The organism is Hymenobacter fastidiosus, from assembly GCF_039539565.1.
Classification (GTDB): Bacteria; Bacteroidota; Bacteroidia; order Cytophagales; family Hymenobacteraceae; genus Hymenobacter; species Hymenobacter fastidiosus.
In genome coordinates this window covers 154,645-179,082 of the sequence record NZ_BAABDJ010000001.1, presented here as the reverse complement: position 1 = coordinate 179,082, position 24,438 = coordinate 154,645, and the positions used below count along the sequence as shown (strand labels likewise).

The window sequence follows — 24,438 nt, the reverse complement described above, 5'->3', positions numbered from 1 at the left end:
TGCTTATGGAAATGGAAACCAGAAAAGTTGCCTTTTATACCCTGGGCTGCAAGCTCAACTTCTCCGAAACCTCGGCCATCGGCCGGCAGTTCGAGGAGCGCGGCTTCCGCAAAGTAGCCTTCGAAGACGCGGCCGACATCTACGTCATCAACACCTGCTCCGTCACCGACCACGCCGACCGCAAGTGCCGCAAGGTGGTGAAAGAAGCCCTCAGGCACAATCCGGAGGCTTTCGTGACCATCGTCGGGTGCTACGCCCAGCTGAAACCGCAGGAAATTGCCGAAATCCCCGGCGTGCATGCGGTGCTGGGCGCCGCCGAGAAATTTCAGCTGGTCGATATTCTGGCCGGCTTCGAAAAGCCCGCCGCCGGCCAGCCCGGCCAGGTGTACGCCTCCCCTATTTCCGAAGCCACTGAGTTTCACGCCGCCCACAGCTACGGCGACCGGACCCGCACCTTCCTCAAGGTGCAGGACGGCTGCGACTATTCCTGCTCGTTCTGCACCATTCCGCTGGCCCGCGGCAGCAGCCGCTCCGACTCGGTGCAGAGCGTGGTAGCGCGCGTGCAGCAGCTGGCCGAAACGGGCGTGAAGGAAATCGTGCTGACCGGCGTCAACCTCGGCGACTTCGGCCTGCAGGGGCCGGAGCGGGAGCGGAAAGAGGATTTCTACGACCTCGTGCGGGCCCTCGACGAAGTGACCGGCATCCGCCGCTTCCGCATCAGCAGCTGCGAGCCCAACCTGCTCACCGACGATATCATCCGCTTCGTGGCCGGCTCCAAGCGCTTCGCACCGCACTTTCACATCCCGCTGCAAAGCGGCTCCGATAAGATTCTGGGGCTGATGCGCCGCCGCTACCGCCGCCAGCTCTACGCCGACCGCGTGGCCCTGATCAAGCAGGTGATGCCCCACGCCTGCATCGGGGTCGACGTTATCGTGGGGTTTCCCGGCGAAACAGCAGCTGATTTCCTGGAAACCTATCAGTTCCTCAACGACCTGGACATAAGCTACCTGCACGTATTTCCGTATTCGGAGCGCGAAAACACCTTAGCCCCTACCCTGCCCGGCCGGGTGCAGGATCGCCACCGGCACGAGCGCACCACCCAGCTGCGTGGTCTCTCGGAGAAGAAAAAGCGCTTCTTCTACGAGCAGCACGTGGGCCTGGAAACGGAGGTGCTCTTCGAAGACGACGTGACCAACGGCCAGATGGAAGGCTTTACGCCCAATTACATCCGCGTAGCCGCCAAATACGACCCGTTATTAGTGGGCGAAATGAAGACCCTGCGCCTGGTTGCCGTGAACCCGCAGAACCTGATGGAGGCGGAAGAAATGGGCGCGGAAATGCTGCACCATTAGGCAAAAAGAAGGCGGCGTTGCCCCCAAACCGTTCGTTTCTTTGGTTGCTCCGGCTTTGCGCCCTGACTGCCGCCGCGGCAGAGCGGGCGCCCTACAACCGTCTTTTCAACTCCCCGACGGGACGATACTTCCTGGTACCGGGAGTCGTCCCGTCGGTTTTTTTTCAGGGCTGTAAAGGCACCCTCAAAGTCAATGTTTCTGCTTTCACTCACTGCGCTGCTAGCTGCTCGGGCTATTGTTGCAACGCCTAAAATCAAACTCAGCCGTTCGCTTAATTGGTATACTTATATTATTTATTACATTAGGCCCATTACACATCTTCCCACTTATTTCCCGCCCTGCCCATGGAAACGCTTACAACTGCAGTAGAGATTGTCGTGCCGGCTGATGACTGGGAGGCTACAGTAAAGTTTTATGAAGAGGTGTTAGAAGCTGAAGCTGACCGGTCTCAATCGTTGAAAGCAATTTTCAGACCCGAAGAATTTGAGTTGCATTTTATTTGTTCCCACCAGGGCCCGGTGCTAAATCAACTCATCAAAAACACCTACTATTCTAAAGCCAGTAGTAAGGATGATGCAGAAGCACAGTATGAAAAACTTAAAAAGCTTCCTGGAGCCAAAAAGTATATTGAGTTCCAGACCATCACCGTCGTTTCGAATACGATTTGCCGACCTGTAGGCCAGGGATACACTGTAATTGCGTTGGGAAGCGTTGAAATCCCCAATCCTAGAACTGTCACCACTAATATTCTGGGGGCAATTCATAATCCTAATTTTTAGTTGCCGGTAGCTTATCGGGCGGACCCAGGTCAGGAGCCTGTAGCGGTTTCGCGAATGGTGTGGCTCCCGGTCCGGCGGCTACCAGCCGTCGGGCCGGTCGTCGTTGGCCCCAGACGCGCAACATCCGCTCCCAGCGACCAGTCCCGGGCAGCAGGCACCGGCTACCCTGTTCACGAAACTGCTACCGCACCTTTCTGCGGTATGAGTCAAACCCGGGAGAGCAAAGCCGTACCAGCAAAGTTGTTTATGCTACCGCATTCTGTCGGGCTGTTGAATCTCCTGGGTGCAGTCAGAACTCCGTACCTGAGCTTAGGGCAGTCACGTGCCGTTTGCTAACCCCTGCCATGTTTATATTATTTATTATATTCATTCTATAAATCTCTTTTCTTTCACTAAAGCCTGTTGCACTCATGGAAACCCTCACTCCGATTGCAGAAATAGATGTGCCGAATGCCGAATGGGCGGCTACCATAAATTTTTATGCCTCTCTCTGGGGGCAGCCTGACTATCCGCAGGTACCCGACACGGCTGTTTTCCGGCTCGGCAATGAGGAAGTACATTTCACGAAGACGGATAGTAATCTGAAGCTGAACAGCCTCCAAACCCTACCCAGCCACTTCCAGGTCGCTGGTCCGGGCCAGGCCCCGGATATTTACAACCAGCTGGCTAAGCTGCCGGGGGCCCAGGCAGAACCAGGGCCCCACAAGAGTTGGGCGTTCCCGGTCGAAGCGGGAATTACGGTGGTTACGATGACTACCGTAAGGTTTAACGACCAAAAGACCGAAAGCAGAGCCCGGGGCAGCATCCATAATCCCAATTTTTAGCTGCACGATATTACCTTCGCCGCATGGCGGACAGGCCCTTTTCACAACCGCCCAGCGGCCCAAGGCGAGGAGCACCGCTTGTTTTGCCAATAGCCAACCGGCGACTGGCAGCACAGTAGTCATAGAATTTTTGCGCGGCCCTGACCACCTTTTTAGTCCGGGCCGCGCCACTGCCCACCGGCACCAGTGCCAGTTCCGCCTTTGGCCTGACTGCCAGGCCGTGAGTGGGCACAATCGCACCTCTTCGCTTAGAAGTCGGCCGCGCCGGCCCAACGATTATCGTTCAACGACGAGACGCAAGTATGCGTCTCTACACCGTTGTGACGGCTCTTAGGCTAACTCAACCAGCTTCTGAGCCAACGCCACCCGCACCACCGCTGCGGGAATCTGATGTTTAGCGCCCGCCAGCATGATACAACGCGCCGGTCTATTGCTTCTGAGCCTGGTTTGGCTTGCGTTTTTCGCGGCGGGCCAGACGCGTACGAGCGATAGTTTGCGCCAATTGCTGCGCACCCACCCCCAGGCTGATACCACCCGCGTACGCCGGCTGCTGGCACTTTCGCAGGCGGTCAGCACTCCCGACGCGCCGCAGGCCACGAAGCTCAGCCACCAGGCCCTCAACCTGGCCCGGCAGTTAGCGGACTCGGCAGGCGAAGGACTGGTGCTGCTGGACCTGAGTAAGCTGTACCGGCGGCAGACCGAATACGAGGCGGCCCGGCACTATGCGCAGCAGGCGCAGCGCTTGTTTACCCGCCGGGCTGATCGGCGGGGCCTGGGCCGGGCCTGGCTGCAGTTAAGTCTGATTGACCTGCTGCAGGGCAGCCCCGTCCCCGCCTTAGCCGCGGCCCTGCAGGGGCTGCCCCTGGCCGAGCAAACCGGCGACCTGCAGACCCTTACGCGCCTGCAGGCTACCATAGGCAGCATTTACTCCCAAACGGGTAATTATATTGAGGCAATACCCATATTGCGCAGGGCCTTGAAAAGCGGCCGGCAGGCCCAGGATCAGCAGCAGGTTCTCTTTGCCCTGAACGTACTCGGCAACTCGTTTCAGATGCTACAAAACTGGCCGCTGGCCCTGCGCTACTATCATCAGGCATTGCGGTTGAGCCGGCAGTTGGGCGATGCCCAGGGCGAAGCCGGTAATGAAACCAGCCTGGCGGAAGTGTACGGTTTGCAGGGCAACCACGCCCAGGCCCTGGCCCATGGGCTACGGGCCCGGCAACTGGTCCACGCCTCGCACGACGATTATAATCTGCCTTCGGTAGAGTTAATGCTGGCCCGGGCGTATCTGCTCGGCCAACAGCCCGACAGTGCCCTCAGGCTGGCCCGGCACAGTCTGCAGCTCAGTCAGCAAACCCATAGCAACGAGAACATTCGCAAAGCCAGTGATATCCTGGCGCAGGTATATGCCCAGCGCCGCGACTTCGCCCAGGCCTACCGTTACCGGAACCTGCATATGGCCTACAATGATACGCTCTCCGGCAAGGATACCCAGCGCCGGACCAGTGCGTTGCGCTACGGCTATGAGCTGGATAAAAAACAGGCTCAGATTGCCCTGCTCACTAAAACCCGGCAACTGCAGGCCCAGAAACAGGCCCGCCAGCGCCAGCAGCTTTACGGGTTGCTGGCAGGGCTCGGCGGCGTAGTGTTGTTGCTGGCTCTGGTGCTGCGCAACGTTTACCTCAAGCAGCGAGCCAACCATAATCTGAACGAAAAGAACCAGCAGATTGCCGCCCACCTCGATGAGCTAAACCGCACGCTTACCGAGCTGCAGACGGCGCAGGCCCGGCTGGTACAACGCGAGAAGATGGCTTCTTTTGGGGAGCTGACGGCTGGTGTAGCCCACGAAATGCAAAACCCCCTGAACTTCGTTACCAACTTCTCGGACGTGAATATGGAGCTTATAACGGAGCTGCAGCAGGAACTGGCCAAAGAGACTTTCTCGGTAGCCAGCCAGCAGATGGTGAATGAGCTTTTGGTGGAAATGGCCCAGAATCATACCAAGATTCACCAACACGGGCACCGTGCCGATGGCATTGTGAAAAGTATGCTGGAACATTCCCGCGCCAGCAATGGCCAGCGCCAGCCTACTGACCTGAATGCCCTGACCCAGGAATGCCTGCGGCTGGCCTATCATAGCTGGCGGGCAAAAAACAAGGACTTCGACGTTACCCTGGTCACCCATTTGGATCCCGCGCTGGCCCCCGTAATGGTGGTGGCGCAGGAGCTGAGCCGGGTATTGATAAACTTATTGACCAATGCCCTTTACGCGGTGACTGAGAAACGCAAGCACGTTGGCGAGGCTTTCCAGCCCGAAATTTGCGTGCAAACGCTGCAAACTGAAAAAGCTATTCTGATTCAGGTGCGCGACAATGGCCAGGGTATTCCGGCGGCCGTGCAGGAAAAAGTATTTCAACCCTTCTTCACCACCAAACCCCCGGGAGAAGGCACCGGCCTGGGATTGTCGCTAAGCTATGATATCATCAGCAAAAGCTATGGCGGCACCCTCAGCGTTAAGAGCCGGGAGAGGCAGTACACCAAATTCCTGCTTTACTTACCCCTTAGCCTCCGGGCTACTCCGACGGAAGTATTGTGCGAAGAAGTATGAAGTTCCACTGCCGGACCGCGGGTTCGGGCATAAGAGGCCGCAGCAGGTGCCGGGCATAAGCATCGATACCGATTTCAAATAAATTCTACCCCCGGTGGGGAAGACCGGGCACTACCCCTACTAGCTGTTACGCGTCGCTCGCCCTGGGTTCCGAGGGGTATGTATTCATTGTCCTGTGCCCAGATGAACCGCACTATGTAAAACGAACCTCAAATCCAGACAATAGAGGCAGTTTTTACATAGTAATTGCTAGATACTTGAAAAATAAAAAGTACCTCCTGATGCAACAGCGGCATTTCAACCTCCGATAGTGCGGTTCATCTGGTCCTGTGCCGGTATTGGGGTAGTGCTTTCCCTGGCAAGCTCATTGCATTCAAAAAACAAAAGGGTAATGTTCGCGAACATTACCCTTTTGTTTTTGCGTGACCTGAGCGCTTATCTAGCCAACTGCCGTTGCATCAGATCCAGCATCTGCTGCATCATCCGCTGCTGCTCCAGCAGGTGCTGATTCCGCATTTCCGCTACCGTCAGCTGGTGCGCCAGCTGCTGAGCATACAGAGCGGCCTGCAGGCTTTCCTGACCGGTTGAAGGCGTAACTGAGGCGGCGGCCGGGACCTGCGGCAGCACTTCCGCCTGGGCAGGAACGGCGGCCGTAGGTGCTGAAAACACGGCTGCAACGGCCGCTTCGGTCCGGGTTGCGGCCGGGGCTGGCTCAGCGGCGGCGGCGGGGCTTACTGGTACGACGGGATTCCCGACCGGCAGCGCGTGTGCTCCCCCTTTAGCAGCTGACTTGGCTACCGCAGCGGGATCTTCGCCCCGCTCCGACGCCTGAGGCTGACCAGCATTTTGGGTTGCTCCGGCCTCGCCTGACGCAGAAGCATCCGTCAGCATTGGGCCCTGCCCCTGCAGCAGCCACGCTTTAGATACATTTGGATAAACTTCAAATACTTTACACAAAAGGTCAAATCCGGGTTTGTTCCGCTCATCCACCAGGTGTTGGACAACCGTGGCAGTCTTATCCAGAGAAGCAGCAAAGGCATTCTTTGATATACCCAAATGAGAAATAAGCTGGATGAAGCGTTGGCCGACGGTGGTGTCAATCATATCCAAAAGGAGTTGTTGTTTGCCCCGGCAAGGTAACACCAAATGGGCAATAACTAGTGCGCGGGCAGGGGCTTTCTGCTAACTTCCCCCGCTCAGGGGTCGGCTTATTTTATTTTTTCGGTGGTGCTCTCCAGGCCTCTGGTTTCCTCGGGCAACCAGCCATAATGCTGGCCGGCACCTCAACCGCAGAGTTGACCAAGGGGCTGTACCGTTTTTGAATGCGGATGCGGATCGGATCTGTCAGTATCCCCTGCCCTACTGCCCCACGGCCAGGCCCTCGTTTCGTTAATTCATCACGGGATACCCGGTTAGCAATGATGAGGACCGGGCGCAGATTGCCGTCGGCCGGGAAATGCCCTCCATAGCCGCGGGTCTGCCGCGGGTGGCAGCCGGACGCGGATGTCGTCACCTCTACTTCCCGGGCAGCGGGCTGTTGCGCTTTTCCGTTTGGAAGGACGGCGGGGAAGTGACCGGGTTTTTTACTGAAGCGTTCTGCGCCCTACCCGTTTACGTCCCAGCCCAGCTTTGCCGGCCAGCGGCCGGGGCTACCGGAAACGTCGAGGCCCTGGGGTAAGTACGGTTGGCCAAATAGCCTTATCCGTGAAGCGCACCTTGGGGCCGGCCGACGGACAAACCCGGTTTACGCCCGAGGGCTGGTTCACGGGCCGGAGCAAGCCCCCGTTCGGCCGGGTATCGGGTAAACGATACCGCGCCCTGCTGCCCGGTATGTTGGCGACCACAAAAGCCCGGGCCATTGAGGCCAACGGGGTGGCTACTGTTGACGGAGAACTGCCGGGCGCACAACCCGGATGAGCGCAAGGGCAAGCGCAGCCGCCCGGTTATAACGGGCGGCTGCGCTTGCTGTTCGGTACTCCGGTCTATCGGTGCCGGCGGTTGGCGAGGTGGTAGGATAGCGGTAGCCCGCCGGGAACTGGGCCGGCTATCCTACTCGTAGCGCAACGACTCAATGGGGTCGAGGGCGGCGGCTTTGCTGGCGGGATAGTAGCCCGAGGCCAGGCCGACCGTGACGCAGATAACCATCCCCATCGTCATCCAGAGCCAGGGTACCAGGAAGGTGCCTTCGCCGATGAAGAGCGAAATGGAGTTCCCCATGGCCACGCCGAGGATTACGCCCAGCAGGCCGCCCAGCATGCAGATTACGATGGCTTCGATGAGAAACTGCTGGCGGATCTGGAGCGCCGTGGCCCCCAGGGCCTTGCGGATGCCGATTTCGCGGGTCCGCTCCGTCACCGATACCATCATGATGTTCATCAGGGCAATGCTGGCCCCGAGCAGGGTGATGAAGCCCACCAGAAAGCCGCCGACGCGCAGGTTTTCGGACAGCGAATCGAGCTTGCTGGCCATGGAGTCGCTGCCTTCCACCTCGAAGGAGTCGTCGGTACCCAACGGGTCGTGGCGCACGGCGCGCATCACGCCGGTAGCCTCGCCGGTGAGGTAGGTCAGGTTGTCGGGCGAGGCGGTGGCGGTTTTGATATCGTAGGTGAGGGCGCGCTGCCGGGGCATCTGGTTGCCGGTTTCCAGCGGAATCAGCACCAGCCGGTCGGCCCCGCCGCCGCCCACGCTGCTGCCGCTTTTTTCGAGCTGGCCCACCACCTGAAACCGGCGGCCCAGCAGGTACACGTACTGATCGACCGGACTCTGGTTGGGATACAGCTTGTCTTTTACCTCCACGCCCACGATGGCCACGTTGGCCCCATTGGTCAGCTCGGCGGGCGAAAAGGCCCGGCCGCCGGCGAGGTTGTAACTCTGAATCTGCAGGTAGTTTTCGTCGCCGGCCACCACGTTCATGTTGGGGTTGGTTTTCTGGCCGTTGCCTTTCACCTCGGTAGCCCCGGAGATAAAGGCCGACACGCCCACCTGAGCCTGGCTACCGATCTGCCGCTTGTACTGGGTGGCCTGCAGGTAGGTGATGGCCGGGTAGACTTTACCCTGCACCCCCCCGCGCCGCATGCGGTTGGTGTAGCCCTTGGCTTTAATCTCGAAGGAGTTGGCGCCCAGGCTGGCGAAGGTTGCGTTCAGCGAATACTTGATGGCATCAATAGCCGTCAGAATACCCACCAGCGACATGATGCCGATGCTGACGATAAGGGCCGTCAGCACGGTGCGCAGCAGGTTGCTGTGAATGGAGCGGAAGGCTTCCTTGATATTTTCCAGCAGGTGCATGGCGGCAGTAAATTAACCCGTGAGCAAGGGATAAATCCGACTGTAAACGGTAGAATACCCGTTTTGACAATAGCAGCCGGCCCGGCAAGGTAACCGGTTTCCCCTAAACTCCCGCCCTGTTTCGCTACATTTGTTTGGGCCCCTAGGCCTGCCCCGGCAACGCGCACGGAATTCTAATCGGCTGTTCGTTGTAGGGTTGTTTTATCCTCGCCCTGTTACTTTGCAGCACCTGATGGCCCCGAAGCGAATTCTGCCCGTTCTCCTGCTGCTGGCCCTCTGGCTCGGCCGGCCCGCCGCCACGCTGGCCAACCACATCTTCATCCCCATGGATAACACCCAGAAGGAGCACCTGAAAGCCTACGGCATGGCCTACTGGCTCCTGGGCAAGGAGGTGGAGGTCGACTGGCTGCTCAACTACCGGGGCGGCTCCTTCGCCGCGGCGGTAGTCCCGGGGCTGGAAAATGAGCTGGCCGTGCGCGGCATCACCTACCAGGTGATTTCGGAAGCCCAGTACACCGGCATTCTGTCGGCAATAGCCGACCCCAACGCCAACATGGACCTGATGAAGCTGGAGAAGGCGCCCAAGATTGCGGTCTACACTCCCCAGGGCAAGCAGCCCTGGGACGATGCCGTGACGATGGTGCTGGCCTACGCCGAAATTCCCTACACCCAGATCTACGACGACGAAGTGCTGCGCGGCGACCTGCCCAAGTACGACTGGCTGCACATTCACCACGAGGACTTCACGGGCGAGTACGGCAAGTTCTTCGCCACCTACCGCAACCGCCCCTGGTACCAGCAGCAGCAGCGCGACGCCGAAGCCACGGCCCGGCGCAATGGCTTTGCCAAGGTGAGCGTGATGAAAGGAGCCGTGACGGTGAAGATGCAGGAATTCATTGCCGGCGGCGGCTTCCAGTTTGCCATGTGCGGGGCCACCGACACCTACGACATTGCCCTGGCCGGCCTGGGCGTGGATATGGTGGAAACCATGTACGACGGTGACCCCGCCGACCCGCGGGCCCAGCAGCAGCTCAACTACAACCGCACCCTGGCCTTCAAGGACTTTCAGCTCGAGCGGGACCCGTACCGGTACGAATACTCCGACATCGACATGCAGCCCGGCGAGCGGGGCGTGTACGAGGACAACGACTACTTCCAGCTCTTCACCTTCTCGGCCAAGTACGACCCCGTGCCGACCATGCTGACTCAGAACCACGAGAAGACCGTCAAGGGCTTCATGGGCCAGACCACGGCGTTCCGCAAGCAGCTCATCAAGCCCGACGTGGTGATTATGGGCGACAACAAAGCCTCCGGCGAAGTGCGCTACATGCACGGCACGCTGGGCAAGGGCACCTGGACGTTCTATAGCGGCCACGACCCCGAGGACTACCAGCACCTGGTGGAGGAAGAGCCCACCGATTTGTCGCTCCACCCCAATTCGCCCGGCTACCGGCTGATTCTGAACAACATTCTGTTTCCGGCGGCCAAGAAGAAAAAGCAGAAAACCTGAGTTAACTGCTTGAAAAATCCGGTACTGAAAGCCTCATTAGCTGTTTCGCAGACAATGAGGCTTCTGTTTTTCAGCCGTATTCCAACTCGCCATGCACCCCCATGGAAGGGGCCCCTTACCACCCCAAACCCGTAGAAGAATCGTATAGCCCGCTACCCTAGCCGTTGCCGTTGCGCGGCCCCTGTCCCACCCAATTTCCTTGTATGAATTCGGAGCACACCAACTACAGCCTGTCCGGCAGCCTGGAAGAGTCGCCGGCCCAGGAAGAAATGGCCAACCCCCTGCCCCGGGCCGTGCTGCGGCTCAACAACCACCTGCTGCTTGATGGCGAATGGAAATTCGGGGTCGATGCCGACGACAGTGGCCGGCGTGATGCCTGGTACCTGGGCCACGACTACGAGTATTTGGCCCAGTGGCCCGGCTCCATCGAAACCCACATGGCCCAGGATAAGGAAAACGCCCCCCTGGCCCGGTGGCACGACAAAGTGGTGGCCTGGTACGAGCGGGAATTCACCCTGCCCGAGGTTGAGGAGCCGCTGACGCGCTCCATGTTCCAGCTTACCTTCGGGGCCTGCGGCTACGAAACCCAGGTCTGGCTCAATGGCCGCCTGCTGCGCACCATCGAGGGCGAGGAGGTGCACTACGGCGAGTACACGTCGTTTTCCTACGAGCTGCGCGAGGAAAACCTGCACCTGGTCAACCGCCTCACCGTACGCATTGCCGACACGATGGACGCCGAAACCACTCGCGGCAAGCAGGAGTCGCACATTTACAAGCGCGGCGGCATCTGGTACCAGACCTACACCGGGGCCGTGCGCAGCGTATGGCTCGAAATGGTGGAGCGCAACCGCCTCCGCTCCCGCCTGGGCGTCGATTGCGTGGTCGAAGACCAGCTCGTGCGCTTCAACCTGACTACCCGCATCCACGACCCGGGCCACTACACCCTGCGCCTGCGCGTGTTTGCGCGCCGTGCCGCCAAGACCACCGCCCCGCTGTTTGCTTCCGATTTCCCCCTGCGGCTCGAAGCGGGCCAGAAGCAGCAGCGCGTGGTGCTGGAAATGACCGGGGCCCGGCTCTGGTCGCCGGAAGCCCCGCACCTGTATCGGCTCGTCGCCGATTTGATTGACGCCGAGGGTTACGCGGCCCAGATTGAAACCAACTTCGGCCTGCGCAAGATAGAATCCCGGGGGCGGCACGTCTACCTGAACAATCAGCCCACCTACCTCGACGGCATCCTCTACCAGCCCGGCACGGCCACCTACGAGGAAATGCAGCGCCACATGCACGCCATGCAGAAGCTGGGCTGCAACCTGGTGCGGGTCCATATTGCCGGCATCGACCCGCGCATCTACAACCTGGCCGACGAGCTGGGGCTGCTGCTGTGGGTGGAAGTGCCCAGCCCCCATACGTCCAGCGCCGGCAGCCGCAAAAACCACCGCGAAGAGCTGCTGCGGATGCTCACCCTGATTGAGTCGCACCCGTCGGTGGTGATCTGGAGCTTATACAACGAGGACTGGGGCTGCCAGGACATTGCCACCAACCCCGAAACCCGCCGCTACATCATCGATACCTACCACTACATGCTCATCGAGCACCCGCAGTTCCTGGTGGTCGACAACGACGGCTGGCAGCACATTTCCCAGGAGGGCCGCCTGAAATCGGACCTGCTCACGGCCCACCTCTACACCCCCGACCTGTCCCGCTGGCAGGAGCTGCTCGACCGCCTCATCCGCGGTGAGATGATCGGTACGGCCGCCTTCCCGCTCGTGATAGGCGACGCCTTCTTCTACCGCCGGCAGAAGCCGCTGATTGTGAGCGAGTGGGGCGGCTTCGGCTTTGCCGACTATGGCGGCCCCGAAGCCGGGGAAGAGCGCAACGAGCGAATCCGGGAGTTCAAGCGGGAGCTGCGGGCCCGCCCCATTGCCGGCGACGTATACACCCAGGCCACCAATATTGAGGACGAGCGCAACGGCGTTATCGACCCGTACACCGGCGAGCTGTCGGTGCCACCCGGAGTTTTGAACTCGCGGAATTCGCCGGGCGAGCCTGCTGCTGCCTAGCACCGGAATCAACCAAAAGGCCGCCCGGGGTATCGGGCGGCCTTTTTAATAACAGCTACCGGCGGCCCGCTACTTCGCCAGGTGCACGAATTGCCGGGCAAAAGCGGGAATATCAGTGCTCTGATAAGGATCAATATCGGTGGTAATCTGAACCAGGACGGGCTGGCCTTTGGTGACGCCGTAGGCAATGAGCTCGTAGGCCATACCAGCTTCGGTGCGGTAGCCAAACTTGTACGCCTTAGCCGGGGAGTCCTGAATGAAGCAGGTGATTTCCTGCAGGGGCTCGCCCTTCATTTTTTTGCGGCGCTGCTTGGCAAACTCAGCCGGCGCGGTGCTCAGGGCATTGTAGTTGAGGTATATCAGCGTGATGTCAAACTTGTCGCCCTTCACCTCATACGGCGACTCCAGGACAGCCCCGGCGGGCAGCTCATACTGCTGACCGCAAAAATCGATTCGGGTGGGGGCCGCAGGACTTTGACCGAATGCCAAAGAAGCCACGGCGCTGAACAGTAGCAGAAGAGAAAATGCTTTCATACCGGAAAATTACCACGCTTTATTTACTGCATAAGTAACGACAATCTATTTGTTTTCAAGCAGAAAATATATAAAAATATCTGTTTTTAATGCATCCGGTCGTCGCGCACCGGCAGGCTGGTGATGATATCGCCCTCAATTTTGAGCAGCTCCTGCAGCCGGACGTCCACTTCTTTGGGGTCGCGGTATTCCTTGGCCAGGTCTACGTAGCTCACGAAATGGGCGGCTTCAGACACCATCAGCTCGTAGTAGAACTTGCTCAGCTCAGGATCCGGAATGTGCTGCCAGAGCAGCTTGAACCGCTCGCAGCTGCGGGCTTCAATCAGGGCCGAAACGAGCAGCATATCCATCAGCTGCCGGTCGCGGTGGTCGCCGCGGCGCACGTGGGTCAGCAGCTGCACCACGTACTCGTCGCGGCGCTGGGGGCCCAGGGCGAAGCCGCGCTTGCGCAGCTCCAGCAGCACGCGCTCAAAGTGGGCCCATTCCTCGGCTACCAGCGCCGTGAGCTCATCCACGAGCCGGGTTTTCTCTGGATACTTCACGATGAGGGAGATGCCGGTGCTGGCGGCCTTCTGCTCGCAGTAGGCGTGGTCGACGAGAATATCCTCGATGTTCTTGCTGGCAATATCCACCCACCGCGGGTCGGTATTGAGCTTAAGCTTGAGAATGGTTTTCTCCTTGGGTTCGGCGTTGAAAGCGGGCTGGGTTTCCATGAGCGTACTTGTAGATTTCTTTCCTGGGGCACGGTCTGCTCAGGATGACAGACAGAAAAATTTTAATCGAAAAACTGCCAGCGCAGGCCGAACTGGAAGCGGCGGGGCAGGCCCGTATAATAGGGCGTGGTGAAGTAGCCGTCTTTGCCCAGCAGAAACTGGTTGACGTAGGCCACCTTCAGAAACAGCGACACGGTTTTGATGTCCGTGCTCAGGTATACGTCCACCAGCGGGTAGTTGCGGATGGTGAACTGATCCTGCAGGTAGAACTGCTGGGTGCTGGGGCTGTAATTATAGCCTTTGAACCGGGACTGGTAATACATTTCCACCCCCGCCTGGCTGAACAGGGCTTTTTTGAAGATGTAGCTCTGGTAGTACACCTTGCTGTTGGTTACCAGGGTCGGAATACGGAGCCCCCGGTCGTCGGCGCTGTAGGTGTAGGTGGCCTGGTTGTCGGTGAAGAGGTGGCCCAGCTGCAAGCGGTGGCGCAGCGTGCCGATGAGCAGCCGCTTGGCGGCGTCGAGCTGGGCGGGGCGGGCACTCTGGTCGTAGTACACCAGATTCAGAATATTGACCACGCTGCCCGAAAGTTCGAACCGGTGGGTTCCCAGGCGTTGGTCGAGCCGGGCCGTGAGCTGCTGCACGTTCGTGTTGCGGAAGCTGCCGTCGGCCGCGTCGTAGTTCAGCCACTGGTAATGGTTGCCGCTGAACTGCTGCTGGGTGAGGGTGGGCGCGTACGACGAATTGAGCAGCTCCCCCGTCAGTGGGCCGAGCCGGGCCGTGGCCCGCAACCAGTACTCGGTTTCGCCCAGCGACGTGGAAGGCTTCAGCTCCCCCGCCGTCTGGACGGCCACCAGACTGCGGTAGCGGAACGCGGCCGTGCCGCCGAAAAACAGCTGCCCAAAAGTGCTGTCGGGCAGCGGGGTGAGCTGGCTGGGCCGGAACGCCGACCGCAGTACACCGGGGTCGCCGACCCGGGTCCGGGAGGCCAGAGAAGCCCGCCGGTAGCGGGTATAAATCCGGTATTCCACCGCTTCGGTCCGCCCCAGCAGGCCGACGGTGTTTTCCAGCTGCCGCAGCTCGGCCCGGTCGTCGGTGCCGGTGGGGCTTTGAATAATCCGCGGGTAGAACAGCGCGTCGCCGACCCCGGGGGTAAACGTATCCGTGAATTTATTGAGCTGGCGGCTCCAGTCGAAAGCGTGGTAGACGGTCAGGCCCCGGCCTAGTAAGCGGTAGGTATGCAGCAGTCGCGCCCGGTCCCGGTCGTCGCGGTTGATGGCCTGGGCCAGCCGGACCTGCTCCCGGCCGTAGCCAAACAAATCCTTCGGGGCCAGATCCCGCGCCGTGGGGGCAATCCCGCCCTGCTCGGCGGCCCGGTGGCGCGAAGTGCCAAAGCTGGCCAGGGCGTGGTAGCGGTCGTCCTTACTCTGAAAGCGGGCGAAAAACAGAATGTTGTTATGCTCCACCAGGCCTTCCGGCCGGTTGGCCGACAGGGACTTATTGGACGCAAACCGCTCGAAGGACATCCCCACGTTAGCCTGCTTGCCGATGCTGCGGCTATACGAGAGCTCAAATACCTGCTCCCCCGCCCCACTCTGGTTGTAGCGGAAGAAGGTGTAGGGCGACCTGGTATCGTAGAAGGGGGTAGCGGCAGCGTCGCGGGTGTACTTGTCGAATACCGTGCGGCCCAGGCGGGCGCCGAGCTCGGTGTTGGTCTGCCACAGCAGGCGGCGCGAGGCCGTGCCCACGTTGCCCAGGTCCTGTTGGAAGGTGGAGTCGTAAAACCAGTTGCGCTGCTGCTGGATATTGGTCAGCGTGGTATCGACGATGCGGCCCTCGTACTGCTCGCGCAGGATGTCGGATTCGTACAGCACCCGGGTGGTTTTGGGCCCGTAGAGCACTTTCGTGGAATCATCAACAATCTGGGCGCGCCCGCTCAGGGGCAGCAGGAGCACCAGCGCCCAAACCAGGAAGCCCCGATTAAGGCGGGAAAGGCGAAAACGCAGAAGCAACAGCAGGTCAGACAACAGCTTGGGGCTGAAATAAAGGCCGGAGCAGGCTTTGCAAACGGGCAGCGCCGTCGGCCAGAAACCGGACCTGAATGGGAATGTAAAAAACGGGCCAGCCGGCCAGGGCGGCCTGCAATGCCGGTTCCAGCAGGCGCACGGCGTCCTTCTGGGTCGTGAAAACGCTTTGCCCGGGGCGTAATTGCCCCACTACGGCCGCCAGTTCGGCGGGGGTAAAGGCGTGGTGGTCGGCAAAGGTGGCGTGGCGTACAATCTGGTAGCCGGCCTGCGTCAGGTAGTCGCGCAGCGGACCGGGCTGGGCAATGCCGGTCAGCAGCAGAATCTCCGCGCCGGCCGGCCGGGCCGCAGCGCCCACCGCCACTGGCGGCCCGTAGTCGTAGGTCGAAAACAGCACGGGCACCCGCGGCCGGGCATAGCGCCGGATGCGGGTCGTTATGTCGGCCTGGTCAGCCGCGGACAGGTCGGGGGCACATTTGGTGACGATAACCACATCGGCCCGGGCCGCGCCGCGGCGGCTTTCGCGCAGCCGGCCGGCCGGCAGCACGAAATCGTGGTAAAACGGCCGCGGCTGCTCGGTAAGCAGGATATTGAACGCGGGCCGCACCCGGCGGTGCTGGTAGGCATCGTCGAGGACTACGGCCGTGAGCGCCGGCTGGGTTTCGAGCAGCGCAGCAATACCCGTGCGCCGGTCCTCGTCCACCGCTACGGGCACCTGCCCGCCAAAATCCTGGTAGTGCTGCAGGGGCTCGTCGCCGATGGTAGCGGCGGTGGCGGCGGCATCGGCCCGCACGTAGCCGCGGGTGCGGCGGCCGTAGCCCCGGCTCAGCACGGCGGGTTTTTCGCCGGCCCGGAGCAGCTGCCCGACCATCCAGGCGACGTGGGGCGTTTTGCCCGTGCCCCCGGCCCGCAGGTTACCCACGCTGATGACGGGCACGGGATACGCCGTGGAAGTTTTCAGCCCCCGGTCGTAGAGCCAGTTGCGCACGCCCAGCACCAAGGCATAAAGCCAGGCGAAGGGCAACAGCAGAAAGGCAAGCACGTGGGGCATCGGGCGGGGCAGCATCACAGAACCGCAAAAGTACGCCTACTTCGCTAAGTGCAGCGGTGCCCCGGCTTTTTTGGTCGGGCACCCCTATCGTTGCCGCGGCCCGGTTGTTCGAAAGGCCCACCGTACCAACTGGCGCCAACTGGCGGCAGTCTGAAGCCGCAGGCGCGACTGCCAGCCCGAGGCACGCGGCAAGTCTTCAGACTTGCGGAACGACAACCGCAACAACCGTCCAACGGTCGTCAGTCTGACGACTGGCTTCACGACCGGGGCGGCAAGCCGCGTGGCTTCGGACTGCCGCCAGTCGGCTTAGATCGTTCTGGCTACGTATGGCACGGTTACCTTCCCCGCCGCCCCTGTGCTTTCCTTTGCCGACCGTCTGCTGCGTTTCCTGACCGATTTTCCCCTCCCGGCCGCGCCCCTGCCCGATGAGGTGGTAGCCCTGAGCCCCTACCAGGAACCAGGGCCACGGGCGTTGCTCACCGAGTTTGCCCACCGCTACTACTCCGGTGCCCAGCCCCGGGTGGCGCTGCTGGGCATCAACCCCGGCCGCCTGGGCAACGGCCGCACCGGCGTAGCCTTCACCGACCCCGTCGCGCTGGCCGACAGCTGCGGCATTGCCAACGGACTGCCCCGGAACCGGGAAATTTCCAGCCAGTTTGTCTATGAGGTCATTGCCGCAATGGGCGGGCCGGCGGCGTTTTACCAAGATTTCTTTCTCGGCTCCCTCTACCCGCTGGTGCTGCTGCGCCAGGGCCGCAACTACAACTACTACGACGCCCCGGCCCTGCTTAAAGCCCTGACGCCCGCTATTCACCGCTCACTGCAACAGCAGGTGCTGGAAGTCGGGCTGCACCGGCACGTGGCCGTGTGCCTGGGCCGCCGCAACGGCGAGTTTCTGACCCGCTTCAACCAGGAGCTGCCGCTCTTCGACCAGATTCACGTTCTCGACCACCCGCGCTACCTGATGCAGTACCGGCGCCGCGACCTGGCCGCCCACGTGGCGCAATACGCGGCGGTATTGCAGGCGACCCGGACGGCGAAGTAAATCCGGGTGCCCCGCCACAGCTGGTTTCCGTACTTTTGGCGGCCTTACCTCCCACCGTACCGCTCACCAGGCGATGAGAGCCGACGGTGGAGCCATAGCAGCACCGTCTACGGTTTCACTCATACGCTAACCGTGGATGAACAAGGAAAGCTCACCTACCGCTACCCGCTGGCCTCCCACCACTTTCGCCTGTTTCCGGCCATGAAAAAGCTGTATTCCAACCTCACTGTCCAGGTGCTCACGGCCATTGCCCTGGGCGTGGCCGTGGGCGCCCTGTTTCCCGCCTTTGGGGCCGCCCTTAAGCCGGTAGCCGATACCTTCATCAGCCTGATTAAGATGCTGATAACCCCCATCATCTTTCTGACGGTGGTCCTGGGCATTGCGGGCATGGGCAGCCTGAAAAAAGTGGGCCGCGTGGGGGGCAAAGCCCTGCTGTACTTTGAACTCGTGACCACGCTGGCCCTGGCCATCGGCGTAGTGGTGGCCAACCTGACCCAACCCGGCGCGGGCGTGCAGGAAACGGCCCGGGCCGTGCTGCAGGACTCGAAAAAGGCGGTGGAAGCGGCGAAGTTTACTGCCCAGGCCGGCGAAATAAACTGGGTAGAGTTCTTCACCCACCTCGTGCCCGACAACGTGGTCGGCGCCTTTGCCAGGGGCGACATTCTGCAGGTGCTGCTGTTTTCGGTGCTGTTTGGCCTGGCCCTGAACCGCATGGGCCAGCAGGCCCAGCCGCTGATGAAAACTTTCGACCGGCTCTCGCACGCCATGTTTGGGGTGCTGGCCATAGTGATGAAGCTGGCGCCTATCGGCGCATTTGGCGGCATGGCCTTTACCATCGGCAAATACGGCGTTGCCACGCTGCTGCCGCTGGGCAAGCTCATGCTGGTGGTGTACGCCACCATGTTCGTGTTCATTTTTGGGGTGCTGAACCTGATTCTGCGCTCCTACGGCCTGCGCCTGATGCCCTACCTGCGCTTTATCAGGGAGGAGATTCTGCTGGTGCTGGGCACGTCGTCGTCCGAGTCGGCTTTGCCGCGCATGATCGACAAGATGGAGCGCTACGGCTGCTCCCGCTCGGTGGCCGGCCTGGTGATTCCCACGGGCTACTCCTTCAACCTCGACGGCACGTCTATTTACCTGTCCATTGCCGTGATTTTTCTGGCCCAGGCCTTCAACATCCCGCTGTCCGTTACCCAGCAGCTCACCCTGATTGCCATTCTGGTGGTCACGAGCAAGGGCGCGGCGGGCGTCACGGGCTCGGGCTTTATCGTGCTGGCTTCCACGCTGGCCGCCACCAGGATGGTTCCGGTAGAAAGCGTGGCGTTGCTGCTGGGCGTCGACCGGTTTATGAGCGAGGCGCGGGCTGTTACCAACGTTATCGGCAACGGCATTGCCGCCCTGGTAGTGGCCAAAAGTGAGGGCGAATTCGACGAAGCCCGCCACCAGCTGGCCCTGCAGGGCCGCTCAGTGCCCGAGGAATTGCAGGCCGAGCCCGCGGCCCTCATTCCCCGGGTGGAAGTGCCCGCCCAGGCGGGGAACTGAGGCAATGGCAGGAATTGGGTAGGCGGGGCTTCAGCAACCGCAGGCAGCAATTTTCCGCCGACTTGTTCCCTGGGTGCCCGCCGGGCCCGCCGACATCGTTACTTTTGGCCGACCACTTACTTCTGCCGCATGCCTACCGTTGCTGACCTTGCCCGCGTCCTCGAACTGGCCGCGCCCCTCGCCTACCAGGAATCCTACGACAATGCCGGCCTGCAGTGCGGCGACCCGCGGGCCGAAATCACCGGCGTGCTCATTGCCCTCGACTGCACTCCGGCGGTGGTGGAGGAAGCCATCCGGCGGGGCTGCAACGTGGTGGTGGCCCACCATCCGGTGGTGTTCAAGCCCCTCAAGCGCCTCACCGGGGCCAACGAGGTGGAGCAGACGCTGATCAGGGCCATCAAGAACGACGTGGCCATCTACGCCGCCCATACCAACCTCGACAACGTGCGCCACGGCGTGAACCGTAAGCTGGCCGACAAGCTGGGCCTGCGCAACCTGCGCACGCTGGACCCCAAACCCGGCCTGCTGGCCAAGCTCATCACCTACGTACCCGCCGCCCACACCGCGGCCGTGCTCCAGGCCCTGTACGCCGCCGGGGCCGGCCAGATCGGCGACTACTCCGACTGCAGCTTCCGCTCCGACGGCGTGGGCACCTTTACTCCGGGCGCGGGTACCAACCCGTTTCAGGGTACGCCCGGCCAGCCGGAAACCACCGCCGAGCAGCGCCTGGAAGTGCTGCTGCCGTTGCATCTGCAGAGTCGCGTGCTCAGCGCCCTGCGCCAGGTCCATCCTTATGAGGAGGTAGCGTACGAAGTCATGAAGCTGGAAAATACTCATCAGGACGTGGGCTCCGGCATGGTGGGCGAGCTGGCCGAGCCGCTGAGTCCGGCCGAATTCCGCCGGCGGCTGCGCACGGCGTTGCTCGTGCCGGTGGTGAAGCACACCGAGTTCGAGCAGCCTATCCAGACCGTGGCTATCTGCGGCGGAGCGGGCAGCTTTCTCATTGGCCACGCCCGCGCCGCCGGGGCCGATGCCTTCGTGACCGGCGACCTGAAATACCACGAGTACTTCGGGGCCGGGGGCCGGCTGATGCTCTGCGACGTGGGCCATTTTGAAAGTGAGCAATTCACCGGCGAGCTGTTCCGGGATTTGCTTGGCGCCAACTTTGGAAGTACTTTTGCGGTCTTAATTGCCCAGACCCTCACCAACCCTGTCCGTTATGATTTCTAACCCCTCCACGGAAACCACCGTTGCCAGCAAGCTGGAAGCTCTTCTGAATCTGCAGCGCCTCGACTCGCAGCTCGATGAAATCCGGCGCGTGCGCGGTGACCTGCCCGAGGAGGTTCGCGACCTGGAGGATGAAATTGCCGGCTACGAGGTCCGCGTGAGCAAGTTCGACGAAGAGATTCAGTCGCTCAACGACCAGATCAAGCAGCGCAAGCAGAACGCCAAGGATGCCGACGGCCTCATCAAGAAGTATGAGGAGCAGCAGCAGAACGTGCGCAACAACCGCGAGTACGAAGCCATCGGCAAAGAGATGGAGCTGCAGCGCCTGGAAATCCAGATTTCAGAAAAGAAAATCAAGGAGGCCCAGTACCAGATCGAGGTGAAAAACAACGACATCGCCGGCACCAAGCAGCGCCTGGATGAGCGCAAGAAGGACCTCGCCAACAAGAACACCGAGCTGCAGACCATCGTGGGCGAAAGCGAAGCCGACGAGAAAACGCTGGTAACCGAGCGCGAGCAGGCCGTGAAGCCCATCGAAGCCCGGCTGCTGACGGCCTACACCCGCATCCGCGGCAACGTGCGCAACGGCCTGGCCGTGGTAACCGTGAAGCGCGACGCCTGCGGCGGCTGCTTCAACACCGTGCCTCCCCAGCGGCAGGCCGACATCATTTCGCACAAGAAGATCATCGTGTGTGAGCACTGTGGCCGCGTGCTGGCCGATGTCGATTTGAAAGTAGTAGCTTAAGCGGCTACCAGTGGCTGCTGACTAATCAGACTATCAAAAAGGAACGGCGCGGGCCGTTCCTTTTTTTTGCTTCACGAACCGGGTGAAAAACGGACGGACTACTGGACGAACTACTAGGTGGGCACTGCTGCTGGCAGGCTGGTGGGCGGTGGCCGGCACCAGCCTGTGGCCCCTGTCCGCCAGGGCCGCCCGCCGGCTTCAGCACGATACCAGCACCCGGCAGGCTCCGGAAGCCGGCCTGACTCCCGCTTCAACCAGCACTCTATCGATGGCGGCGCGCCAGGCTTACGGTGAGCTGTTTAAGCTGCGTATTGAATCAGCCCGGGCCCTGCTGCGCCCGGAGCTGCAACGCGCCCCGGCCAGCGCCGGCACCCTGCTGGTGGCCGACTGCATCGACTTTACGGAGCTGCTGATCCGGCAGGATGCCGGCCGCTACGAAGCGGTGGTGGCGGCCCAGGACCGCCGCCTGGAAGCGTTGGAGAAGTCGGCGGAGCGGGGGCCGCTGCGCGACTACGCCCGGGCCGAAATCCGCCTGCACCAGGCCGCCGCGCAGGTGGCCTTCCAGCACGAGGTGCAGGGCGCGTGGAGCCTGCGGCAGGCCTACCAGCTGATGCAGGCGACCAGTCAGCGCTACCCCGGTTTTCTGCCGGCCCGCAAAACCCTGGGCATAATGCAGTTCTTCATCGGCTCTTTGCCCGAGGGCTACCACTGGTTTCTGAAGCTGCTGGGACTGCCCGGCAGCGTGGCCCTGGGCGGGCAGAACCTGCGCGCCGCGGCCCAGCGTCCCCACGACTTTCAGCCCGAAGCCCAGATCATTCTGGCGCTGGTGCAGGAAACCTACTACAAAAAAGCCGACGAAGCCCTGCGCCTGGCCGACCGGCTGGTCGCTCAGCAGCCCGATAATCTGCTCTTCAGCTACCTGCTCATCAGCCTCAACAAGCGCCAGCACCGCACCGACGCCGCGTTGGCGGCCTACCGCGCCCGGCCCACCGGACCGGCCTACCTGCCCGTAGCCTACCTCCACCACATGGCCGCCGACCTGCTGCTCTACCAGGGCCAGTACGCGGCTTCGCGGCGGGCGAACCAGCAGTTTTTGCAGCAGTACCAGGGGGTGCACTACCGTAAGGACGCCGCTTTCAAGCTCTACCTGGCCGCCTGGCTGGGTGGCGATGCGCCCGCCGCCGAACAGTACCGCCGCCAGATTAGCGCGCCCGGCCGCACGGTGGTGGAGGAAGATACGTACGCCCAGCGCTTTTACGAAGGCAAGCTTCCCCTGAACCGGGTGCTGACCCGGGCCCGCTTCCAGCTCGACGGCGGCTACTACCGGGAGGCGCTGGCTACGCTCCGCGGCTTTACTGCCACCGCCAGCCAGCCCCTGCGCGACCGGCTCGAAGACCCCTACCGCCGCGCCCGCGCCTACCACGGCCTCGGCCGCCTCGACTCGGCCCGCCTGTTTTACACCCGCACCATGGCCCTGGGCAGCAAAACCCCGTATTACTTTGCGCCCCAGTCGGCGCTGCAGATGGGTTACCTCTGCCAGACCGACGGGCAGCTGAACCTGGCGCGGCTGTATTTTCAACAGGTCCTCGATTCGCCTAAGCACGAGTACAAGAACAGCACCGACGCCAAAGCCAAAGTGGCGCTGGCCGGGCTGGGACGGTAGCTTTTTGGTTGGTGGTTTTTGGTTGGTGGTTTTTGGTTTTTGGTTGATGGTTTTTGGTTGATGGTTTTTGGTTGTTGGTTTTTGGTTGTTGTGATTCGAGAAAGGTAAAGGCATTGAACGTGGCAAAAACCCAAAACCCAGAAACCCAAAACCAAACTCTGGCCTTTGCCGCGCTGTCCGTTACGCGGGCGGAATTCCGTGCTAAAGCCTTGCACTGGGCCGCGCGGTTTCGGTATTGCGCCTACTACGAGCCGAATGATCTGGAATACCCGCACGGGCCTTTCGACCGGTTACTCGGCGTTTCGGCGGCAGCTACTGCTTCCGCCGAAACGTTGGAGGAGGCAGGTATCGGGCGGCGGCAAGCTCCGGCGGCGGCGCCCCGGTGCGGGTTTATCACCTACGACATCAAGAACCAGATTGAAAACCTCCATAGCCGGCACTTCGACGGTCTGGAATGGCCGGCGCTGCACTTTTTCCTGCCGCAGACCTGGCTTTACTGGCGGCCTGACTCCGTCGAAATCCACGGGCTGACGACGGGCGTGCTGGAAGCTATTCTGGCCACCGACATTCCCGAAGAGGCCGCCCCGCCGGCCCCGGTGCTGCGGCCGCGCCTGCCGAAAGCGGAGTATCTGGCGGCCGTGGAGGCCATTCGGGAAGATATTCTGAATGGGGAAGTATACGAGCTCAACCTGTGCCAGGAGTTCTACGCCGAAGCGGTGAAGCTGGACCCGGTCAGCACGTTTCTGCGGCTGAGCGAGGTCTCGCCGACTCCGTTTGCGGGCTTCTACAAATGGCAGGACCGCTACCTGCTCTGCGCCTCGCCCGAGCGGTTTTTGCGCCGTACCGGAGCGGGCCTGATTTCCCAGCCCATCAAGGGCACCATCCGGCGCGGCGCCACGCCCGCCGAGGACGAGCAGCTGCGCACCCGGCTGCTGAACGACGAAAAAGAGCGGGCCGAAAACCTGATGATCGTGGATCTGGTGCGCAACGACCTGGCCCGCGTCGCCGAAACCGGTACGGTGCGGGTGCCCGAGCTGTTCGGCCTCTACCCTTTCCGCCACGTCTGGCAGATGATTTCGACGGTGCAGGCCAAGCTGCGGCCCGACCGCGACCTGGTTGATATCCTACGGGCCACCTTTCCGATGGGCTCCATGACCGGCGCACCCAAGATCCGGGCCATGCAGCTCATCGAGCAGTATGAGCGGACCAAGCGCGGCCTCTACAGCGGCAGCCTGGGCTACGTGCTGCCCAACGGCGACTTCGATTTCAACGTCGTCATCCGCAGCCTGCAGTACCGCGCCGATACCGGCTACCTCAGCTTCCAGGTCGGCTCGGCCATCACCTACGACTCCGACCCGGCGCGCGAATACGCCGAATGCCTGCTCAAAGCCCGCGCCCTACTGGACGTGCTGGGCATAGAACGATTGTAGAGCCGCGATACTTCGCGTCTCACTCGTCCGCGCCGTTCCACCG

General features: G+C 61.5%; 17 protein-coding genes. 11 read left to right on the top strand and 6 right to left on the bottom strand.

Annotation, left to right across the window (positions count from 1 at the left end; translation table 11 throughout):
* The first annotated feature begins 5 nt into the window (after positions 1–5).
* The 3 genes from mtaB to ABD833_RS00745 all read left to right on the top strand — a co-directional run bounded on the left by mtaB (position 6) and on the right by ABD833_RS00745 (position 5,563).
* Positions 6–1,352, top strand: a complete 1,347-nt coding sequence (gene mtaB / locus ABD833_RS00755; protein WP_345070294.1) for a tRNA (N(6)-L-threonylcarbamoyladenosine(37)-C(2))-methylthiotransferase MtaB — start codon at positions 6–8, stop codon at positions 1,350–1,352.
* A gap of 344 nt (positions 1,353–1,696) precedes the next feature.
* On the top strand, positions 1,697–2,131 hold the full coding sequence (locus ABD833_RS00750; RefSeq protein ID WP_345070292.1) for a hypothetical protein: 435 nt from the start codon (positions 1,697–1,699) through the stop codon (positions 2,129–2,131).
* Between the two features lie 1,326 nt (positions 2,132–3,457).
* Positions 3,458–5,563, top strand: coding sequence for a tetratricopeptide repeat protein (locus ABD833_RS00745; RefSeq protein WP_345070290.1), 2,106 nt, complete (start codon positions 3,458–3,460; stop codon positions 5,561–5,563).
* A gap of 435 nt (positions 5,564–5,998) precedes the next feature.
* On the opposite strand, the gene ABD833_RS00740 is transcribed toward ABD833_RS00745, so the two are convergent.
* Positions 5,999–6,667 (bottom strand): hypothetical protein, encoded by a 669-nt coding sequence (locus tag ABD833_RS00740; protein WP_345070288.1) that lies wholly within the window; start codon positions 6,665–6,667, stop codon positions 5,999–6,001.
* 945 nt (positions 6,668–7,612) lie between these two features.
* Positions 7,613–8,851 (bottom strand): ABC transporter permease, encoded by a 1,239-nt coding sequence (locus ABD833_RS00735; RefSeq protein ID WP_345070287.1) that lies wholly within the window; start codon positions 8,849–8,851, stop codon positions 7,613–7,615.
* Between the two features lie 232 nt (positions 8,852–9,083).
* Between ABD833_RS00735 and ABD833_RS00730 the strand changes: the two genes are divergently transcribed.
* Positions 9,084–10,361: an asparagine synthetase B gene (locus tag ABD833_RS00730; protein WP_345070286.1), complete on the top strand. Its 1,278-nt coding sequence runs from the start codon at positions 9,084–9,086 to the stop codon at positions 10,359–10,361.
* A gap of 203 nt (positions 10,362–10,564) precedes the next feature.
* The gene (locus ABD833_RS00725) at positions 10,565–12,421 is read left to right on the top strand and encodes a glycoside hydrolase family 2 TIM barrel-domain containing protein (RefSeq protein WP_345070285.1); all 1,857 of its coding nucleotides are present in this window, start codon (positions 10,565–10,567) and stop codon (positions 12,419–12,421) included.
* Between the two features lie 69 nt (positions 12,422–12,490).
* Here the strand turns inward: ABD833_RS00725 and ABD833_RS00720 are convergent, their stop codons facing one another.
* From ABD833_RS00720 to lpxK, 4 genes are all read right to left on the bottom strand, one after another.
* Positions 12,491–12,955, bottom strand: a complete 465-nt coding sequence (locus ABD833_RS00720; RefSeq protein ID WP_345070284.1) for a hypothetical protein — start codon at positions 12,953–12,955, stop codon at positions 12,491–12,493.
* A gap of 86 nt (positions 12,956–13,041) precedes the next feature.
* Positions 13,042–13,668 (bottom strand): MiaE family protein, encoded by a 627-nt coding sequence (locus ABD833_RS00715; protein ID WP_345070282.1) that lies wholly within the window; start codon positions 13,666–13,668, stop codon positions 13,042–13,044.
* 62 nt (positions 13,669–13,730) lie between these two features.
* A complete protein-coding gene (locus ABD833_RS00710) occupies positions 13,731–15,680 on the bottom strand; it encodes a putative porin (RefSeq protein WP_345070281.1) in 1,950 nt (649 codons plus the stop codon).
* A gap of 7 nt (positions 15,681–15,687) precedes the next feature.
* A complete protein-coding gene (gene lpxK, locus ABD833_RS00705) occupies positions 15,688–16,743 on the bottom strand; it encodes a tetraacyldisaccharide 4'-kinase (RefSeq protein ID WP_345070280.1) in 1,056 nt (351 codons plus the stop codon).
* Between the two features lie 355 nt (positions 16,744–17,098).
* Here lpxK and ABD833_RS00700 point away from each other — a divergent pair, with 355 nt between their 5' ends.
* The 6 genes from ABD833_RS00700 to ABD833_RS00675 all read left to right on the top strand — a co-directional run bounded on the left by ABD833_RS00700 (position 17,099) and on the right by ABD833_RS00675 (position 24,395).
* The gene (locus ABD833_RS00700; protein ID WP_345070279.1) at positions 17,099–17,788 is read left to right on the top strand and encodes a uracil-DNA glycosylase family protein; all 690 of its coding nucleotides are present in this window, start codon (positions 17,099–17,101) and stop codon (positions 17,786–17,788) included.
* Between the two features lie 132 nt (positions 17,789–17,920).
* Entirely contained in the window at positions 17,921–19,330 is a 1,410-nt protein-coding gene (locus tag ABD833_RS00695) for a dicarboxylate/amino acid:cation symporter (RefSeq protein ID WP_345070277.1), read from the top strand.
* A gap of 129 nt (positions 19,331–19,459) precedes the next feature.
* Positions 19,460–20,560 (top strand): Nif3-like dinuclear metal center hexameric protein, encoded by a 1,101-nt coding sequence (locus ABD833_RS00690; protein ID WP_345070275.1) that lies wholly within the window; start codon positions 19,460–19,462, stop codon positions 20,558–20,560.
* The gene (locus ABD833_RS00685) at positions 20,550–21,302 is read left to right on the top strand and encodes a zinc ribbon domain-containing protein (protein WP_345070274.1); all 753 of its coding nucleotides are present in this window, start codon (positions 20,550–20,552) and stop codon (positions 21,300–21,302) included. The genes ABD833_RS00690 and ABD833_RS00685 overlap by 11 nt, the downstream gene beginning before the upstream one ends.
* 148 nt (positions 21,303–21,450) lie before the next feature.
* Positions 21,451–22,965, top strand: coding sequence for a tetratricopeptide repeat protein (locus tag ABD833_RS00680; protein ID WP_345070273.1), 1,515 nt, complete (start codon positions 21,451–21,453; stop codon positions 22,963–22,965).
* A gap of 119 nt (positions 22,966–23,084) precedes the next feature.
* Positions 23,085–24,395, top strand: a complete 1,311-nt coding sequence (locus ABD833_RS00675) for an anthranilate synthase component I family protein (protein WP_345070272.1) — start codon at positions 23,085–23,087, stop codon at positions 24,393–24,395.
* Positions 24,396–24,438: the final 43 nt, after the last annotated feature.